Below are 17965 nucleotides of genomic sequence, written 5' to 3' on the forward strand. Positions count from 1 at the left end.
GACCTGCCCGGTCCGACCTTCGGCCCCTCCATCGCCCCGGGAGCACTCCATGAACCAACGCGCAGCAGCGCTGTGCGCTGCCGCCCTCGTCGTGGCCGGGACGGTCACCGTCGCGCCCGCCGCCGCGAGCCCCTCGCACCCCGCCGAGCCCACCCGGGCGGCGGCGCTCGAATGGAAGGGCTGCGGCGGCACCACGGGGCAGCCGGCGCTCCAGTGCGCGTCCCTGAAGGTGCCGCTCGACCACGAGCGGCCGGGCGGTGAGCAGATCACCCTGGCGCTGTCCCGCGTCCCGCACACCGCGAGGAAGTACCAGGGCCCGCTGCTGGTCAACCCCGGCGGTCCCGGCGGCCGGGGACTGAGCCTCGCCGCGTTCGTCGCCTCGGCGCTGCCGAAGGCGGTGTCGGCCCAGTACGACGTCATCGGGTTCGACCCGCGCGGGGTGGGCAGGAGCACGCCCGCGCTGGACTGCGCGCCCGGCCACTTCGCTTCCGTGCGCCCGGACTCCGTGCCCGGCACCGAGGCGATCGAGAAGGCGAACGTCGACCGCGCGCGGTCCTTCGCGACGGCCTGCGCGAAGAAGTACGCGCGCGTGCTGCCCTACATCGACACGGTCAGCGCCGTACGGGACATGGACGCGATCCGTGCCGCGGTCGGCGCGCGGCGGCTGAACTACTTCGGCTACTCGTACGGCACCTACCTCGGCGCGGTGTACGCCAAGCTGTATCCGCAGCGGGTACGGCGGCTGGTCCTGGACTCGATCGTCGACCCCACGGGCGTCTGGTACGAGGACAACCTCACCCAGGACCTGGCCTTCAACGACCGGCACCGCGCCCTGATGGCCTGGATCGCCAAGTACGACAAGACGTACAAGCTCGGCACCGACCCGGAGCAGGTCGAGGCCAAGTGGTACGCGATGCGGGCGGCCCTCGCCGGGAAGCCGGCCGGCGGCCGGGTGGGCGCGTCGGAGCTGGAGGACACCTTCCTGCCCGGCGGCTACTACAACGGCTACTGGCCCCACCTCGCCGAGGCGTTCGCGGCGTACGCGAACCGCAAGGAGACCGCCCCGCTGGTCGAGGCGTACGAGAACCTCGCCGCCGTCGACACCGCGGGCGACAACGGCTACAGCGTCTACACCGCCGTGCAGTGCCGGGACGCCTTCTGGCCGCGCGACTGGGACGAGTGGCGCACGGACAACTGGTCGGCGTACGCGAAGGCGCCCTTCATGACCTGGAACAACACCTGGTACAACGCGCCGTGCGCGTTCTGGCCGACCGAATCCGTGGGCCCGGTGAACCTCGCCAACGGCCAACTGCCGCCGGCCCTGCTGTTCCAGGCGACGAACGACGCGGCCACCCCCTACGAGGGCGGCGCCACGGTCCACGCGCTGCTGCGCGGCTCCAGCCTCGTCGTCGAGGACGGCGGCCAGAACCACGGCATCACGCTGAGCGGGAACACCTGCCTGGACAAGCATCTGGCGGCGTACCTGACCGATGGCACCGTGCCGCGCGGGACCGGCGGGGTCGACGCGGTCTGCGCAGCGCAGCCCGACCCGAAGCCGTCGACCTCCAAGGTGGGGTCACGCAGCGCCCACGGCTCGACGCTGCACGGGCTGCTGGGGTTCCGTGGCTGAGCGCTGAGCGCAGGCCCGTCGGGGGCGTTGTCAGACCCGTGGTCCACCATGGGCAGATGAGAGAACCGACCAGGATCTCCGCCCCCGACGGAGCCGCCGCCGCGGCGCGGTACTCACTCCCCCGGCCTCGGCTTCGCTCGGCCGGGGGCACCCCCACCGTCATGGGCACCGGCCGATTCGCGGCCGTCGCCGGCCGGCCCCCCGGCGGAGCCCGCACGCGGTGCCGGAGCGGCTGTGGCGGGGCCGTCGCCCATGGACCCGGTCCAGGTTCAGATCGCGGGGTCGGCGTACGTGGGGAACCGCAGGTACAGACCGATGTCCGCGGGCAGGTCCTGCGAGATCGTCCGGTAGCTGCACAACTCCTGCAACTGCCCGGCGCCCTCCGGCGGCTCCGCCGTCAACCGCCGCAGAACCTCGGCGTGCGGACGCGGGTCGATCCCCTCCAGCTCCATGAGCCGCGCGACACGTAAGGCCGCCTCCGCGTCGTTGCGGGTGTTGTTCGGCAGCCGCAGGTAGACGTTGGCCTCCTCGGGGTCGGGCACGCCCTCCCGGAAGGCCAGGCAGGTCATCGGCTCGTTGCTCACGGTGCCGCCGTCCCGCCCGTAGATCACGGCGCGCGCCCGGGCCGCCCGGGCCGGGTCGTGGCAGTGCGCCAGGGCCGCCACGGTGTCCAGCTCGTCCATCGGCATGGGGAGGTGCCGGAAGTAGACCTTCACCCGGGAGGTGTCTCCGCCCTCCAGATCGAGGGCCATGAGCTCCAACTCGTGTCCTCTACGCGCCAGTTCCTCGCCGCGCCGCGCCACCCGTTCCCAGGCCTGTGCCAGGCCCAGCCGGTTCATGGCTTGCGTCATGACGTCGTACGCGCGGTCCAGGCCGTGCACCTGCGGGTTGAGGTAGACCTTGTAGCGGGGCAGCTCCCCCGGCCGCCAGGCCAAGGAGTGCCAGATGGTGGCCCGGTAGCGATCGGGGGCGGACGCGATGAACAGGTCCTCGACACCCAGGTATCGCGCGATGTCCGTCCCGGGTCTCCGCGCGAGTCTCCGCGTCAGCCGACGGCCGGCCTCCTGACAGCCGAGCGGGGTGCCGTCGGAGCCGAGCGACTCGAACAGGATGCGGACCTCGGGCCGGCCGGCCTTCCAACTGACGGAGAGTTCGGCGGGGAAGCCGTCCGCCGAGACGAACGAAGGCGGCTCACATCGCGTTCCCACGGGCCTCTCGCCCCACGGGTGGAGTGCCTCCCGCAGGTCCTGGAACACACTCTCCGTCACCCACTGGTCTATCCCCAAGCCCCCGCAGACCGCTGACCACTTGTCTTCCAGGAACTGCCCGAAAGTTTTGGTCGGATCTTGAGGCGGGCTCAGGACTGGTATCTCATCGGGCAGTTGTGTGCTGGTCACGGCCTATCCCCTCCACAGCCGGACTGATCCGGCTCGTCCGCGGTCATTTCGGCGGCAGCCCGACGGGCGCGCCGACCCTCTGCAGTCCGGCGGAAGGCGATCTTCCCATCGCGAAGATATTCGAATCTCGAACTAATGGGCGACAAGACCGTCATGCGTGAGCGAGTCCGGTTTCCGCACGCCCAGGGATGGCGGACGGGGCACCGAGGTCGGGCACCGGGCCGCACGCCGCGTCCGGCACCCGACCCGGCGTCGCGGTCCGACGGCGGCTCAGCGCTGCTTGGGGATCCGCGCCAGCGCGTGCACGGCCGCCTCCGCGAGGGCCGGGTGGGCCAGGGCGTCGTGGAGGACCGGCCGGGCGCGGTCGTCGGCCAGGGTGCCCAGTCCCTCCACGCAGGCGAGGGCCACCCGGCGATAGGGGTCGTGGGGGCTCAGACGGCGGCGCAGGGTCGTGATCAGCGCGGGTACGGACTCCGGTGCGCGCAGGTCCACCAGCAGCCGTACGGGGTGCAGGGCGTAGGCGACGCGCAGCTCGTTGGTCGCCAGGGCGGCCGCGGCCCGGGCGGTGCGGGGGTCGTCGAGCCGGCTCAGCGCGTGGGCGGCGGAGGCGCAGCGCGCCGGATCCCGGTGGTTGAGCAGCAGGACGAGCGCCTCGAAGGCGCGCCGGTCGCCGGCGCATCCCAGCCGGAAAGCGGCCAGCTCGCGGGCCCAGAGCGGCTGCCCCGACGCGATGAGCACGCCCGCCAGTTCGTCGTGGTCCGCGGTGCGCGCCAGTCGCTCGTACGCGGCCGTCGCGCCGGACTCGCGCCGTAAGCGCTCCGTGAGTGATCGCAACTCTTCGTCCATATGCCGAGCGTAGGGGGATGGGCAGGGCGCGGAGGCGCGAACCGGGCACCCGGTCCGCCCCGACCGGGTGAGGCCGTTCGAGCGGAACAGATCACAAACACAGGGGCTGGCGCGCTCGTTACCCACCGGTTAAGCTCATACGAGCGAGTCACCCACTCGTCTCACCTCCTCGCGGTGGCCTGGTGACGCAGTCGCCGCGAGAAGTCGGTTCGGTACCACCGGTACCGCTGTACGACCCGGCCACGGGACAGGGCCGGTCGGATCCCCCCGTTCGCTCCGGGCGTGTGCACGCCCTCGGCGACGGCACCGGGCGTGTGCGCAAGTAGCCCGGCAACACCCGCAACTCCTTCTCCGCACCCGGTGCGCCCCTGCCTCGCGAAGGCTCCTCGGCGCACCCGGGCGCGTCCCAGTCGTCACCTCATTCCTGGAGTCCCGCGATGGCCGCTCCCCTGTCCGACACCCCTCTGTCCCCGCTCCAGACGATCGCCGTCATCGGCCTCGGCACCATGGGCACCGGCATCACCGAGGTCCTGGCGAAGGCCGGGCGCGAGGTGGTCGGCGTCGACATCAGCGAGGCCCAGGCCGCGCGGTCCCTCGCCGCGCTGGAGGCCTCCACCGCCCGCGCCGTGCAGCGCGGGCGGCTCACCGAGCAGGAGCGCACGGAGGCCCTGGCCCGAGTCCGTGTCTCCACCGACCTGCGTACGGTGGCCGACGCCGACCTCGTCATCGAGGTGGCGCCGGAGTCGTACGAGATCAAGCAGCAGATCTTCCGCGAGCTGGACGGGCTGGTGCGGCCCGAGACCATCCTGGCCACCGGCACCAACGCGCTCTCCGTGACCCGGCTCGCCGCCGACTCGGCGCGTCCGGAGCGGGTGCTGGGCCTGCACTTCTTCAACCCGGCGCCGGCCATGAAGCTGGTCGAGGTCGTCTCCTCGGTGCTGACCGCGCCGACCGCGGTCACCGCCGTCACCAACCTCGCCCTCGACCTCGGCAAGGAGCCGGTCGCGGTCGGCGACCGTCCCGGCTTCGTCGCCGACGGCCTGCTGTTCGGCTACCTCAACCAGGCCGCCGCGATGTACGAGGCCCGGTACGCCTCCCGCGAGGACATCGACGCCGCGATGCGGCTCGGCTGCGGGCTGCCGATGGGCCCGCTCGCCCTGCTGGACCTGATCGGCGTCGACACGGCCCGTACGGTCCTGGAGGCCATGTACGCCGAGTCCCACGACCGGCTGCACGCCCCGGCGCCGATCCTCAAGCAGCTCAGCGAGGCGGGCCTGACCGGCCGTAAGTCGGGCCGCGGCTTCTACACCTACGACGCCCCGGGCAGCGCGACGGTCGTCCCGGACGCGCTGACGCCCCTGTCCGGCGCCGGCGTGGCCCCCGGCCGTCCGGTCGGGTCGGTCGGCGTCGCCGGCTCCGGCACCATGGCGTCCGGTATCGCCGAGGTCTTCGCCAAGGCCGGCTACGACGTCGTCCTCGCCGCCCGCAGCGAGGAGAAGGCGCAGACCGCCAAGGCCAGGATCGGCAAGTCGCTCTCCCGCTCGGTCGACAAGGGCCGGCTGACCGCGGAGGCCGCAGCCGAGATCCTGGACCGGATCACCCCGGCCGGCTCCTACGACGCCTTCGCCGACGTCGATCTGGCGCTCGAGGCGGTCGCCGAGGACCTCGAGATCAAGCAGCAGCTGTTCGCGACGCTGGACAAGGTGTGCAAGCCCGGCGCCATCCTCGCCACGACGACCTCCTCGCTGCCGGTCGTCGCCTGCGCCCGCGCCACGTCGCGCCCGCAGGACGTGATCGGGATGCACTTCTTCAACCCGGCGCCGGCGATGAAGCTGGTCGAGGTCGTGCGCACGGTGCTCACGGCCGAGGACGTCCACGCGACGGTCCGCGAGGTGTGCGGGCGGATCAAGAAGCACGCGGTGGACTGCGGAGACCGTGCGGGCTTCATCGTGAACGCGCTGCTCTTCCCGTACCTCAACAACGCGATCAAGATGGTCCAGGAGCACTACGCGTCCCTCGACGATATCGACGCGGCGATGAAGCTGGGCGGCGGCTACCCGATGGGCCCCTTCGAGCTGCTGGACGTCGTCGGGCTCGACGTCTCCCTGGCGATCGAGAAGGTGCTGCACCGCGAGTTCCGGGACCCCGGTCTGGCCCCGGCGCCGCTCCTGGAGCACCTGGTGGCCGCGGGCTGCCTCGGCCGCAAGACCGGCCGCGGCTTCCGCGAATATGCCCGCCGCTGACGGGATCGGCGACCGGCTCCGCGCGGACGAGGACTGGGGTGGGCTGCTCGACCCCGCCCTCGGGCCCCCGCCCACCGAGGGCGGGGGAAACCCCGGACACGCGCACCGAGCTGCGCACATGCAGTACGTTCGGGTCATGCCCCAGCCCGCCAGGTCCTCACGTACACCCGCCACGCCCGACGCGCCGGAGAGTGCCGCGGGCAGCCGCGCGGCCGCCCAGCGGCTCAAGATGCGCCGAGAACTGGCGGCCGCGGCGATGGAGCTGTTCGCGACCAAGGGGTACGAGGCGACCACCGTCGACGAGATCGCGGCCGCGGCCGGAGTCGCCCGCCGGACCTTCTTCCGTCACTTCCGCTCCAAGGAAGAGGCGATCTTCCCCGACCACGACGACACCCTGATCCGGGCGGAGGCCGTGCTCAACGCGGCCCCGGCGCACGAGCATCCGCTCGACACGGTGTGCCGCGGCATCAAGGAGGTCATGAAGATGTACGCGGCCCGGCCGGAGATCTCGGTCGCCCGCTACAAGCTGACGCGCGAGGTGCCCACCCTGCGCGAGGCGGAGATCGCGTCGGTGGCCCGCTACGAGCGCCTCTTCACCCGCTATCTCCTCGGCCACTTCGACGAGCACGCCCACGACGACGACGCCAACGACGATCCGCTGCTCGCCGAGGTCGCCGCGTCCGCCGTGGTCACCGCCCACAACCACGTGCTGCGGCGCTGGCTCAGGGCCGGAGGCCAGGGCGACGTCGAGACCCAGCTCGACCACGCCTTCGCGATCGTGCGCAAGACGTTCGGGACGGGTATAGGAGCCGGCCGCAGCAGCGCCGGCGGCCCCCGGCCCGCCCCGGCGGCGGTCTCCGCGCAGGGGGAGGTGCTGGTGACGGTCGCCCGCACCGATGCCTCGCTGGACGAGGTCATGCGCACCATCGAGCAGGCCCTCAAGGAGCGCTGAGCACGCCCCGAAAACTCCTTCCACGCTGTGACGACGGCCACCCCACCGGGTGGCCGTTTTGGCATGTCAGAGCCCCTTTTCGCGCAGATTTCAGAGCCCGTTCGATCGATCATCGCTCATGTGTTACGTAAAGATTTCAGCTGAGACCAAGTTCTGGCACTCAGTGCCTTGCGAGGTGACACGCGGTGTCATACGTTGAAGGTGTCCGGGCGGCCGGCGTGCAGAGACCTTTCGTACGTCGGCTGTCCCCGCAAACTCATGGTTTGCGCGCCCGGACGCCTGCGTCACAGGCAACCTCCCGCGCCACAAAGCGCTGCCGAACAGCACATCCGCCGAACCGACGGCACCTTCTCCCAACCCTCAGCAGCACCGCCGCAACCCTCAGCGCCCCGCCCTCAGGGCGCTCACCGCCGGAGGCAACACCGTGACCATGAAGAAGATCCTGGACGCGATCCAGTCGCCGGACTCGACGCCGGACGACTTCGCCGCTCTGCCGCTCCCCGAGTCCTACCGCGCGATCACCGTGCACAAGGACGAGACGGAGATGTTCGCCGGTCAGGAGACCCGCGACAAGGACCCGCGCAAGTCGATCCACCTGGACGAGGTCCGCGTCCCCGAGCTCGGCCCGGGCGAGGCCCTGGTGGCCGTCATGGCCTCCTCGGTCAACTACAACTCCGTGTGGACCTCGATCTTCGAGCCGGTGTCGACGTTCAGCTTCCTGGAGCGCTACGGCAGGCTCAGCGAGCTGACCAAGCGGCACGACCTGCCGTACCACGTCATCGGCTCCGACCTCGCGGGCGTCGTCCTGCGCACCGGCCCGGGCGTCAACGCCTGGCAACCGGGCGACGAGGTCGTCGCGCACTGCCTGTCCGTCGAGCTGGAGTCCTCCGACGGCCACAACGACACGATGCTCGACCCCGAGCAGCGCATCTGGGGCTTCGAGACCAACTTCGGCGGCCTCGCGGAGATCGCCCTGGTGAAGTCCAACCAGCTGATGCCGAAGCCGGACCACCTGTCGTGGGAGGAGGCGGCGGCCCCCGGCCTCGTCAACTCCACCGCCTACCGGCAGCTGGTCTCCCGCAACGGCGCCGGCATGAAGCAGGGCGACAACGTCCTGATCTGGGGCGCCAGCGGAGGACTCGGCAGCTACGCCACCCAGTTCGCGCTGGCGGGGGGCGCCAACCCGATCTGTGTCGTCTCCTCCCCCGAGAAGGCCGCCATCTGCCGGGCCATGGGCGCCGAGGCGGTCATCGACCGCAACGCAGAGGGCTACAAGTTCTGGAAGGACGAGCGGACCCAGGACCCGAAGGAGTGGAAGCGCTTCGGCAAGCGCATCCGCGAGTTCACCGGCGGCGAGGACATCGACATCGTCTTCGAGCACCCGGGCCGCGAGACCTTCGGCGCCTCGGTGTACGTCACCCGCAAGGGCGGCACCATCACCACCTGCGCCTCGACCTCGGGCTACATGCACGAGTACGACAACCGCTACCTGTGGATGTCCCTGAAGCGGATCATCGGCTCGCACTTCGCCAACTACCGCGAGGCCTGGGAGGCCAACCGGCTGATCGCGAAGGGCAAGATCCACCCGACGCTGTCGAAGGTCTACTCCCTGGAGGAGACCGGCCAGGCCGCCTACGACGTGCACCGCAACCTCCACCAGGGCAAGGTCGGCGTCCTCGCGCTGGCCCCCGAGGAGGGTCTGGGTGTGCGCGACGAGGAGAAGCGCGCCCAGCACATCGACGCCATCAACCGCTTCCGCAACATCTGAGACACCCGGGGTCATAGATGACTGAGCGTCAGAAGGACCGGCCGTGGCTCATGCGCACGTACGCCGGTCACTCCACGGCAGAGGCGTCCAACGAGCTGTACCGGCGCAACCTCGCCAAGGGCCAGACGGGTCTGTCGGTCGCGTTCGACCTGCCGACCCAGACCGGCTACGACTCCGACCACATCCTCGCCCGCGGCGAGGTCGGCCGGGTCGGCGTGCCGGTGGCCCATGTCGGTGACATGCGCAGGCTGTTCCAGGACATCCCCCTGGACCAGATGAACACCTCGATGACGATCAACGCCACCGCCATGTGGCTGCTGGCGCTCTATCAGGTCGTCGCCGAGGAGCAGGGGGTGGACATCACCCAGCTCCAGGGCACGACCCAGAACGACATCGTCAAGGAGTACCTGTCCCGCGGCACGCACGTGTTCCCGCCGGGGCCGAGCCTGCGTCTCACGACGGACATGATCGCGTACACGGTCTCCCACATCCCGAAGTGGAACCCGATCAACATCTGCAGCTACCACCTGCAGGAGGCCGGGGCCACGCCGGTGCAGGAGATCGCGTACGCGATGTCCACGGCGATCGCCGTGCTGGACGCCGTCCGGGACTCCGGGCAGGTGCCGGCCGAGAAGTTCGGCGACGTCGTCGCCCGTATCTCCTTCTTCGTGAACGCGGGCGTCCGCTTCGTCGAGGAGATGTGCAAGATGCGCGCCTTCGGCCGCATCTGGGACCGGATCACCCGTGAGCGCTACGGCATCGAGAACGCCAAGCAGCGCCGCTTCCGCTACGGCGTCCAGGTCAACTCCCTGGGCCTGACGGAGGCGCAGCCGGAGAACAACGTCCAGCGGATCGTCCTCGAGATGCTCGCCGTGACGCTGTCCAAGGACGCACGCGCGCGTGCCGTGCAGCTGCCCGCCTGGAACGAGGCCCTGGGCCTGCCCCGCCCCTGGGACCAGCAGTGGTCCCTGCGGATCCAGCAGGTCCTCGCCCTGGAGAGCGACCTGCTGGAGTACGAGGACATCTTCGAGGGCTCGCACGTCATCGAGGCGAAGGTCGCCGAGCTGGTCGAGGAATCCCTCACGGAGATCGAGCGGATCCAGGAGATGGGCGGCGCGATGGCCGCCGTCGAGTCCGGCTACCTCAAGTCGCAGCTCGTCTCCTCGCACGCCGAGCGCCGGGCCCGGATCGAGTCCGGGCAGGAGAAGATCATCGGCGTCAACGTCTTCGAGACGACCGAGCCCAACCCGCTCACCGCCGATCTCGACACGGCCATCCAGACGGTCGATCCGGCGGTCGAGGCCCGTGTCATCGCCTCCCTGCAGAACTGGCGCGACACGCGCTACCAGCCGCCCTTCAACCACCCTCGCCCGTGCAAGGCGCTGGAGAAGCTGAAGGAGGCCGCCAAGGGCACCGCCAACCTCATGGACGCCACCCTGGAGTGCGCCCGCGCCGGGGTCACGACCGGCGAGTGGGCGGGGGCGCTGCGCGAGGTGTTCGGCGAGTTCCGCGCCCCGACCGGCGTGTCGTCGGCGCCGGTGGCCGTCCCCGCGGAGGAGGGCTCGGCCATGGCCGACGTCCGCCGCAGGGTCGACATCACCGCGAAGGACATGGGCGTCGGCAAGCTGCGCTTCCTGGTCGGCAAGCCGGGCCTGGACGGGCACTCCAACGGCGCCGAGCAGATAGCCGTGCGGGCCCGGGACGCCGGCTTCGAGGTGGTCTACCAGGGCATCCGGCTGACGCCCGAACAGATCGTGGACGCCGCGCTGGAGGAGGACGTGCACGCCGTGGGCCTGTCCATCCTCTCCGGCTCGCACGCCCAGCTGGTGCCGGACGTCCTCGAACGGTTGCGTGTGGCCGGTGCCACAGACATCCCGGTGATCGCCGGTGGCATCATCCCGAATGGAGACGCCGAACAGCTCAAAGCTGCCGGCGTGGCCGCGGTCTTCACCCCGAAGGACTTCGACATCACCGGAATCATCGGCCGCATCGTCGACGAGATCCGGAAAGCGAACAAGCTCGACCCCCTGGAGGTCCCCGCATGACCGTCAACCGTCTTCGTCCGCGGCGCTCGTGTCTCGCCGTTCCGGGCAGCAACCCCCGCTTCCTGGAGAAGGCGCAGGGCCTCCCCGCGGACCAGGTCTTCCTCGACCTCGAGGACGCGTGCGCGCCGCTCGCCAAGCCCGAGGCACGCCACACCATCGTCAAGTTCCTCAACGAGGGCGACTGGACGGGCAAGACGCGGGTCGTCCGGGTGAACGACTGGACGACCGAGTGGACCTACCGCGACGTCGTGACGGTCGTCGAGGGGGCCGGCCCCAACCTCGACTGCATCATGCTGCCGAAGGTGCAGAACGCCCAGCAGATCGTCGCGCTGGACCTGCTCCTGACGCAGATCGAGAAGACCATGGGCTTCGAGGTCGGCCGGATCGGCATCGAGGCGCAGATCGAGAACGCGCAGGGCCTCAACAACGTCAACGAGATCGCGCAGGCCTCCCCGCGCGTCGAGACGATCATCTTCGGCCCGGCCGACTTCATGGCGTCGATCAACATGAAGTCGCTGGTCGTGGGCGAGCAGCCGCCCGGTTACCCGGCGGACGCCTACCACTACATCCTGATGAAGATCCTGATGGCCGCCCGCGCCAACGACCTCCAGGCGATCGACGGCCCCTACCTCCAGATCCGCAACGTCGACGGCTACCGCGAGGTCGCCGGACGCGCGGCCGCGCTCGGCTTCGACGGCAAGTGGGTGCTGCACCCGGGTCAGGTCGAGGCGTCCAACGAGATCTTCTCGCCGTCGCAGGAGGACTACGACCACGCCGAGCTGATCCTGGACGCGTACGACTACTACACGTCCGAGGCGGGCGGCAAGAAGGGCTCGGCGATGCTCGGCGACGAGATGATCGACGAGGCCAGCCGCAAGATGGCGCTGGTCATCTCCGGCAAGGGACGCGCCGCCGGCATGCGGCGCACCGGCAAGTTCGAGATCCCGGAGGCCTGAGCGCGATGCAGTTCGGACGCACCTACGAGGAGTTCGAGGTCGGGGCGACGTACAAGCACTGGCCGGGAAAGACGGTCACGGAGTACGACGACCACCTGTTCTGTCTCCTCACCATGAACCACCACCCGCTCCACATGGACGCCAACTACGCGGAGCACACGACCGACTTCGGCAAGAACGTCGTCGTGGGCAACTACATCTACTCGCTGCTGCTCGGCATGTCCGTGCCGGACGTCTCCGGCAAGGCGATCGCCAACCTGGAGATCGAGTCGCTCAAGCACGTGGCGCCGACCTTCCACGGCGACACGATCTACGGCCAGACGACCGTGCTCGACAAGTGGCCGTCGAAGTCGAAGAACGACCGCGGCATCGTCTACGTCGAGACCAAGGGCTACAAGCAGGACGGCACGATGGTCTGCGTCTTCCGCCGCAAGGTGATGGTGCCGACCGAGACGTACATCAAGGAGCGCGGCGGCGAGCAGCCGGGCCGCCCGGAGCTGAACGACCCTTCGGAAAAGACGGAGAAGTAGCCATGGCGCGCCTCGCCCAGACCGCCGGTCTGACCGACATCCAGCAGGAGATCCTCTCCACCGTCCGCGACTTCGTGGACAAGGAGATCATCCCGGTCGCGACCGGGCTGGAGCACCGCGACGAGTACCCGCAAGCGATCGTCGACGGCCTCAAGGAGTTGGGCCTGTTCGGCCTGATGATCCCCGAGGAGTACGGCGGTCTGGGCGAGTCGCTCCTGACGTACGCGCTGTGCGTCGAGGAGATCGCCCGCGGCTGGATGTCGGTCTCCGGCATCATCAACACGCACTTCATCGTGGCGTACATGCTCAAGCAGCACGGCACGCAGGAGCAGAAGGACCACTATCTGCCGAGGATGGCGGCCGGCGACATCCGCGGCGCCTTCTCCATGTCGGAGCCGGCTCTCGGCTCGGACGTGTCCGCGATCTCGTCGAAGGCGGTGAAGGACGGCGACGAGTACGTCCTGAACGGCCAGAAGATGTGGCTGACGAACGGCGGGACGTCGTCGCTGGTGGCCGTTCTGGTCCGAAGTGACGAAGGACACCCCGAGGGCACCGCCCCCCACAAGTCGATGACGACCTTCCTGATCGAGAAGGAGCCCGGCTTCGGTGAGGTCCGCCCCGGCCTGACCATCCCGGGCAAGATCGACAAGATGGGCTACAAGGGGGTGGACACCACCGAGCTGATCATGGATGGCCTGCGCCTTCCCGCCGACAGCGTGCTCGGCGGGGCCACCGGCCGAGGTTTTTACCAAATGATGGACGGCGTCGAGGTGGGTCGCGTGAATGTCGCGGCGCGTGGCTGCGGCGTCGCACAGCGTGCCTTCGAACTGGGCGTGTCGTACGCCCAGCAGCGGCACACCTTCGGCAAGCCGATCGCCCAGCACCAGGCGATCCAGTTCAAGCTCGCCGAGATGGCTACCAAGGTCGAGGCCGCGCATGCCATGATGGTGAACGCCGCACGCAAAAAGGACTCCGGGGAACGAAACGACCTCGAGGCAGGGATGGCGAAGTACCTCGCCTCCGAGTACTGCAAGGAGGTCGTGGAGGATGCCTTCCGGATCCACGGAGGGTACGGCTTCTCCAAGGAGTACGAGATCGAGCGCCTCTACCGTGAGGCGCCGATGCTGCTGATCGGCGAAGGCACCGCGGAAATCCAGAAAATGATCATCGGGCGCAGGTTGCTCGAGGAGTATCGGTTCCAGGGCTGATTGTCCGGGTTGGGGGTGTTTTCTTCGAGAAGAAGATCACACCCCGTCAACTTCCCTCTGCCGTCGACTCGGCTTCCTTGCTTACCCAGTTGTGGCCCCGAACCGCTACGATCGCGGAAAGCCGCCGTCCCCCCGTCGAAGCGCGGCATCATCCGCTACGAAGGTCATCCATGCCCCACAGCCAAACCTCTGCACACCGCGACAGCCTGGTAGGCGCACGCCTCGCGCGCGGAGCATCGCCGTGGCTTCTGCCGACCGTCGCCACCGCAGCCGTCAGCCTGCTGCGCGCCCGCCGCTCGGGTGCCGCCAAGGCCGTCGCCGTGCCCGCCACCGCTCTCGCGGCGGGCATGCTGTGGTTCTTCCGCGACCCCGAGCGCGAGATCGCCTCGGGCCGGGTCATCTCCCCCGCCGACGGCGTGGTGCAGAGCATCATGCCGTGGAAGGACGGGCGCACCCGCGTCGCGATCTTCATGAGCCCGCTCAACGTCCACGTCAACCGCGCGCCGCTGGCCGGCACCGTGACGTCGGTCGAGCACATCCCCGGCGGGTTCGTACCGGCTTTCAACAAGGAGAGCGAGAACAACGAGCGGGTCGTCTGGCACTTCGACACCGAACTCGGTGACATCGAGATGATCCAGATCGCCGGCGCCGTCGCCCGCCGCATCGTCCCCTACCTCCCCGAGGGCACGAAGGTCGAGCAGGGCGAGCGGATCGGCCTGATCCGCTTCGGTTCGCGTGTCGACATCTACCTCCCCGAGGGCGTGGACGTCGCGGTCGAGGTGGGGCAGAAGACGGTGGCAGGGGTGACTCGCATTGACCGTGATTGACCCGGAGACCCAGGCGGGCTGGGTGCCCGAGGCCGACGACGTGGACGACGACGAGGAGATGCCCCTCTCTCTCCGCCTGTCGATAGCGGACACGCTCACCCTCGGCAACGCAACGTGCGGCTTCATGGCGGTGTACTTCACCACCACCGGCATCCTGATCCCGCACCTCACCGGCAGCCAGGAATCCGGCATGGCCCGCCACAGCGCGGCCACGGCGGTCATCCTGATGCTGTGCGCGGCGGTCTTCGACCTGTTCGACGGCCTGGTCGCACGCAAGCTGCGCTCCTCCCCCATGGGCGCGGAACTGGACAACCTCTCGGACCTGATCAGCTTCGGTCTGGCCCCGGCGTACTTCGTCCTGGTCTACGGCATGGTCGCCGACGACGCCCACCAGCGGGTGGCGGCGGTCGGTGGCATCGTGGTGCTGCTCGCGGTGGTGCTGAGGCTCGCGAGATTCTCGTGCGTCACCGTCAAGGACGGCACCTTCCAGGGCATGCCGTCGCCGTTCGGCGCGCTGACGGTCGTCTCGATCGTGCTCCTCGAGCTGCCGTTCGTGGCGACCCTGATGGCCATCCTGGGCACCGCCTGGCTGATGGTGAGCCGGGTCGAGTACCCGAAGCCGCGGGGCCGCCTCGCCGGCGCGATGCTCGCCTGGATCGTGCTGTCGATGGGTCTGCTCGCGGCCTGGGCGTTCGACGCCCCGAGCGGTCAGCTCCTGCTCCAGACCGGCTGCGCGCTGCAGCTGGTCATGGGCGCGGTCATCCCGCTGTTCGCCACGGCCCGCCGGGTGAACAACTTCCGCGGCAACCGCCGCGAGGCGCGGGCGGCCCAGCTGCCCTGACCTTCGCTCCCTCGCTTGACGGGTGCGGCCCGGACCTCGAAGGTCCGGGCCGCACCCGTTTCGCGTTCAAGGGCGTCCGTCGTGTGCCCTTGCACCGTCAACTACCGGCGATCATCGAGCGGTTGCAGAGCGTGAGGAAGAAGAGGAGCGTAGAGGGAGGGGGGATTGTATGAGAATCACCCCCTTTGCACCCTTCGGGAGATGGTCATGCCCTCACTCGTCCTCAAAGAACATCTGGTAGCGCACACCTCGAAGATCCCCGCGAACTACGGAGACTCGGTGCAGCTCCCCGTCCGGGAGTACGACGGCACCCACGGCAACAATCCGCACAAGCCGGTTCTCATGCTGCACGGCAGAAGCGTCCCGGCACTGGCCGGGTTCGATCTGGCGCCGGTGCCCGACGGGCACGCCACCCGGTACAGCTGGGCCCAGGAACTCGCGTCGGACGGTTACGACGTCTTCATCATGGATCTCCAGGGGTCCGGCCGGTCCCCCCACCCGAAGGTGATGGACGAGGCGTGCAACGCCAACCCGACCCAGCAACAAGCGGTTCTCGTCCCCAACCCGCTCTCCGAACCCTGCCCGCCCCCGCCCCCTTACGCCCACGAACTGGGCAACACGGAGAGCGAGGCGGCGGAGCTCGGTGCCGTCGTCAAGTACATCAGGGGGCTGCCCGGCCTGGACAAACCGATTCGTTTCGTCGGCTGGTCCGCGGCCGCGCTCGTCATGGGCCCCTATACGCTCCGGCATCCCGAGGACGTCGAGAGCATGTTCCTCCTCGCCCCGGTGTTCCCGCCGAAGGGGCGGTGGTCGGAAAAGCCCGCCGATCCCTTCGGACGCCCGCCCGGTGTGTCGACGCTGCCCGTGTCCAAGCCGGCCAATCTGTTCGGCTTCCCGATGCACGTCGCCGGCAAGACCGGGTTCAAGGCGTCGCTGACGAGCACCCCCGCGCTGTGGGAGCCCGGTATCGACGAGCGCGCGTGGGACGCCTGCGTGCAGGACGACCCCGTGGGCGGCAAGTGGGGCCCCGAAGAAGCGCCGGGCGTGTACGAGGGAGTCCTGCGCTACCGGAACACCTATTCGTGGGGCTGGAACAGCCAGACCGCGCCGTACGAGAACCCGGCCGGCACGCGGGTGCTCGGCAACCGGGTCCCCCTGCTCATCGTGTACGGGGATCAGGACCGGACGGCGAACAGTCCCGCGACGTTCCCGGACATCCTGCGCTTCTCCGTGCCGGCCCTCTACGACGCCGTGAAGGGACCGAAGACACTGATGTTCTGCCTGGCCGGGGCGGGCCACTCCCTGGTCTGGGAGACCACCGCGAAGACCGTCCACCACTTCTCGAAGCAGTGGTTCAAGAACGGCAGGGTGGAGGGCCGGACCGACGGCAGCTACTTCAGGGAGACCGACGGTGATCTGATCCCCCTGTCGTAGCCCACAGCGCCGTCCGCCCTCAGCCCAGGAAGTCGCGGCCGATCCGTTCCGCGACCCGCTCCAGGATCGGTCCGGCGTCGGAGATGCACTTGGCGATGTCCGGTTCGGCATCCGTCAGCGGATACGCGCGGCGGATGCCGGCCCCGCCCAGCGCCGCCGGTGGCAGGGCGAGGCGGCCGCAGACGGCGACGACCTCCTTGCCGGCCGCCCGGGCGGCCGCGGCGACACCCGCGGGGGCCTTGCCGTGCAGGGTCTGCTCGTCCAGCGAGCCCTCACCGGTGATCACCAGCTCGGCCCGTTCGAGCGCCGACGCGAAGCCCAGTACGTCGAGCATGACCTCGATGCCGGCGCGGAACCGGGCGCCGATGAGCAGCGCCCCGTAGCCGATGCCGCCCGCGGCGCCCGCACCCGGCGCGGCGGCGTACTCCGCCGCCTTCGACCCGAGTTCCGTCTCCAGCACCTTCGCGTAGTGCGCGAGCGCCGCGTCCAGCGTCGCCACGTCGTCCGGCGAGGCGCCCTTCTGCGGGCCGTACACCGCCGGCGCGCCCTTGGGACCGGTCAGCGGGTTGTCGACGTCGCTCGCCAGGACCAGTTCCACGCCGGTCAGCCGGGGATCCAGCTCCGACAGGTCGACGCGGGCCAGCTCCAGGAGGCCGCCGCCGCCCGGGGCCACGGGTTCGCCGTCCTCGTCGAGGAACCGTGCGCCGAGCGCGGACAGCATGCCCGCTCCGCCGTCCGTGGTGGCGCTGCCGCCGACCCCGAAGACGATCGTCCGTACCCCCGCGTCCAGTGCGGCCCGCAGCAGTTCGCCCGAGCCGTAGGTCGACGCCGTGAGGGGCGCGAAGACGCCGGCCGGGAGCCGCTGGAGGCCGCTCGCCTCCGCCATCTCCACGACCGCCGTGTCGCCGCGTACCGCGAACGCGGCGGTCACCTCCTGCCCGAGAGGCCCGGCGACCCGCACCTCCCGGCGTTCGAAGCCGGCCGCGACCGCCGCGGCGACCGTCCCGTCACCGCCGTCGGCGACGGGCAGGGCCTCCACCTCGATGTCCGCCACGGCCCGGCGCAGCCCGGCCGTCACCCGCTCGGCGACCTCCACGGCCGTCAGTGAGCCCTTGAACTTGTCCGCGGCCACGAGCACCCGTCGGGTGCCCCGCGCTGGAGCGTCCGTCACCTTGCCATCCCCTTGCTCTCCGGGCCCCGCGCACGTCAGGGCCAGTCGCGCCGCTGCGACCTTAACCGGAAGGCGCCCCCGCCGTCATGCGGTGCCCGGACCCTGGAACAACCCTGA

At 70.0% G+C, this 17965-nt stretch carries 14 protein-coding genes; 11 read left to right on the forward strand and 3 right to left on the reverse strand.

The features are described 5' to 3' along the window. Positions 1-49: 49 nt before the first annotated feature. Entirely contained in the window at positions 50-1630 is a 1581-nt protein-coding gene (locus tag OG440_RS06865) for an alpha/beta hydrolase (RefSeq protein ID WP_406005930.1), read from the forward strand. A gap of 269 nt (positions 1631-1899) precedes the next feature. Here the strand turns inward: OG440_RS06865 and OG440_RS06870 are convergent, their stop codons facing one another. Continuing rightward, complete coding sequence (locus OG440_RS06870) at positions 1900-2898, reverse strand: tryptophan dimethylallyltransferase family protein (RefSeq protein WP_406005931.1); 999 nt, start codon at positions 2896-2898, stop codon at positions 1900-1902. A 399-nt stretch (positions 2899-3297) separates the two neighbouring features. Continuing rightward, the gene (locus tag OG440_RS06875; RefSeq protein WP_406005932.1) at positions 3298-3873 is read right to left on the reverse strand and encodes an adenylosuccinate lyase; all 576 of its coding nucleotides are present in this window, start codon (positions 3871-3873) and stop codon (positions 3298-3300) included. A 437-nt stretch (positions 3874-4310) separates the two neighbouring features. On the opposite strand from OG440_RS06875, the gene OG440_RS06880 reads away from it, so the two are divergent. The 10 genes from OG440_RS06880 to OG440_RS06925 all read left to right on the forward strand — a co-directional run bounded on the left by OG440_RS06880 (position 4311) and on the right by OG440_RS06925 (position 16677). Further along, a complete protein-coding gene (locus OG440_RS06880; protein ID WP_406005933.1) occupies positions 4311-6116 on the forward strand; it encodes a 3-hydroxyacyl-CoA dehydrogenase family protein in 1806 nt (601 codons plus the stop codon). Positions 6117-6252: 136 nt separating this feature from the next. Then, positions 6253-7068: a TetR family transcriptional regulator gene (locus tag OG440_RS06885; RefSeq protein ID WP_406005934.1), complete on the forward strand. Its 816-nt coding sequence runs from the start codon at positions 6253-6255 to the stop codon at positions 7066-7068. Positions 7069-7498: 430 nt separating this feature from the next. Continuing rightward, a complete protein-coding gene (ccrA, locus tag OG440_RS06890) occupies positions 7499-8836 on the forward strand; it encodes a crotonyl-CoA carboxylase/reductase (RefSeq protein ID WP_406011279.1) in 1338 nt (445 codons plus the stop codon). Between the two features lie 17 nt (positions 8837-8853). Further along, positions 8854-10881, forward strand: coding sequence for a protein meaA (locus tag OG440_RS06895; RefSeq protein WP_406005935.1), 2028 nt, complete (start codon positions 8854-8856; stop codon positions 10879-10881). Then, positions 10878-11837: an HpcH/HpaI aldolase/citrate lyase family protein gene (locus OG440_RS06900; protein WP_406005936.1), complete on the forward strand. Its 960-nt coding sequence runs from the start codon at positions 10878-10880 to the stop codon at positions 11835-11837. The genes OG440_RS06895 and OG440_RS06900 overlap by 4 nt, the downstream gene beginning before the upstream one ends. A 5-nt stretch (positions 11838-11842) precedes the next feature. Next, entirely contained in the window at positions 11843-12367 is a 525-nt protein-coding gene (locus OG440_RS06905) for a MaoC family dehydratase (protein WP_406005937.1), read from the forward strand. A gap of 2 nt (positions 12368-12369) precedes the next feature. Continuing rightward, positions 12370-13575 carry an acyl-CoA dehydrogenase family protein gene (locus OG440_RS06910; protein WP_406005938.1) on the forward strand — a complete coding sequence of 402 codons (1206 nt, stop codon included), beginning with the start codon at positions 12370-12372 and terminating at the stop codon, positions 13573-13575. A 170-nt stretch (positions 13576-13745) separates the two neighbouring features. Next, the gene (locus OG440_RS06915) at positions 13746-14402 is read left to right on the forward strand and encodes a phosphatidylserine decarboxylase (RefSeq protein ID WP_062643930.1); all 657 of its coding nucleotides are present in this window, start codon (positions 13746-13748) and stop codon (positions 14400-14402) included. Positions 14403-14424: 22 nt separating this feature from the next. Then, positions 14425-15243, forward strand: a complete 819-nt coding sequence (gene pssA, locus OG440_RS06920) for a CDP-diacylglycerol--serine O-phosphatidyltransferase (protein ID WP_406011280.1) — start codon at positions 14425-14427, stop codon at positions 15241-15243. A 207-nt stretch (positions 15244-15450) separates the two neighbouring features. Further along, a complete protein-coding gene (locus OG440_RS06925; RefSeq protein ID WP_406005939.1) occupies positions 15451-16677 on the forward strand; it encodes an alpha/beta hydrolase in 1227 nt (408 codons plus the stop codon). Positions 16678-16696: 19 nt separating this feature from the next. Here the strand turns inward: OG440_RS06925 and OG440_RS06930 are convergent, their stop codons facing one another. Further along, a complete protein-coding gene (locus OG440_RS06930; RefSeq protein WP_406011281.1) occupies positions 16697-17815 on the reverse strand; it encodes a glycerate kinase in 1119 nt (372 codons plus the stop codon). Between the last annotated feature and the right edge of the window lie 150 nt (positions 17816-17965).

The organism is Streptomyces sp. NBC_00637, from assembly GCF_045161545.1.
In the GTDB taxonomy this organism is placed as follows: domain Bacteria; phylum Actinomycetota; class Actinomycetes; order Streptomycetales; family Streptomycetaceae; genus Streptomyces.

Coding starts and splice junctions, on each gene's coding strand:
- ccrA (WP_406011279.1), top strand. CDS start 7,499: ATGAAGAAGATCCTGGACGCGATCCAGTCGCCGGACTCGACGCCGGAC.
- OG440_RS06895 (WP_406005935.1), top strand. CDS start 8,854: ATGACTGAGCGTCAGAAGGACCGGCCGTGGCTCATGCGCACGTACGCC.
- OG440_RS06925 (WP_406005939.1), top strand. CDS start 15,451: ATGCCCTCACTCGTCCTCAAAGAACATCTGGTAGCGCACACCTCGAAG.
- OG440_RS06905 (WP_406005937.1), top strand. CDS start 11,843: ATGCAGTTCGGACGCACCTACGAGGAGTTCGAGGTCGGGGCGACGTAC.
- OG440_RS06885 (WP_406005934.1), top strand. CDS start 6,253: ATGCCCCAGCCCGCCAGGTCCTCACGTACACCCGCCACGCCCGACGCG.
- OG440_RS06910 (WP_406005938.1), top strand. CDS start 12,370: ATGGCGCGCCTCGCCCAGACCGCCGGTCTGACCGACATCCAGCAGGAG.
- OG440_RS06915 (WP_062643930.1), top strand. CDS start 13,746: ATGCCCCACAGCCAAACCTCTGCACACCGCGACAGCCTGGTAGGCGCA.
- OG440_RS06865 (WP_406005930.1), top strand. CDS start 50: ATGAACCAACGCGCAGCAGCGCTGTGCGCTGCCGCCCTCGTCGTGGCC.
- OG440_RS06880 (WP_406005933.1), top strand. CDS start 4,311: ATGGCCGCTCCCCTGTCCGACACCCCTCTGTCCCCGCTCCAGACGATC.
- OG440_RS06900 (WP_406005936.1), top strand. CDS start 10,878: ATGACCGTCAACCGTCTTCGTCCGCGGCGCTCGTGTCTCGCCGTTCCG.
- OG440_RS06875 (WP_406005932.1), bottom strand. CDS start 3,873: ATGGACGAAGAGTTGCGATCACTCACGGAGCGCTTACGGCGCGAGTCC.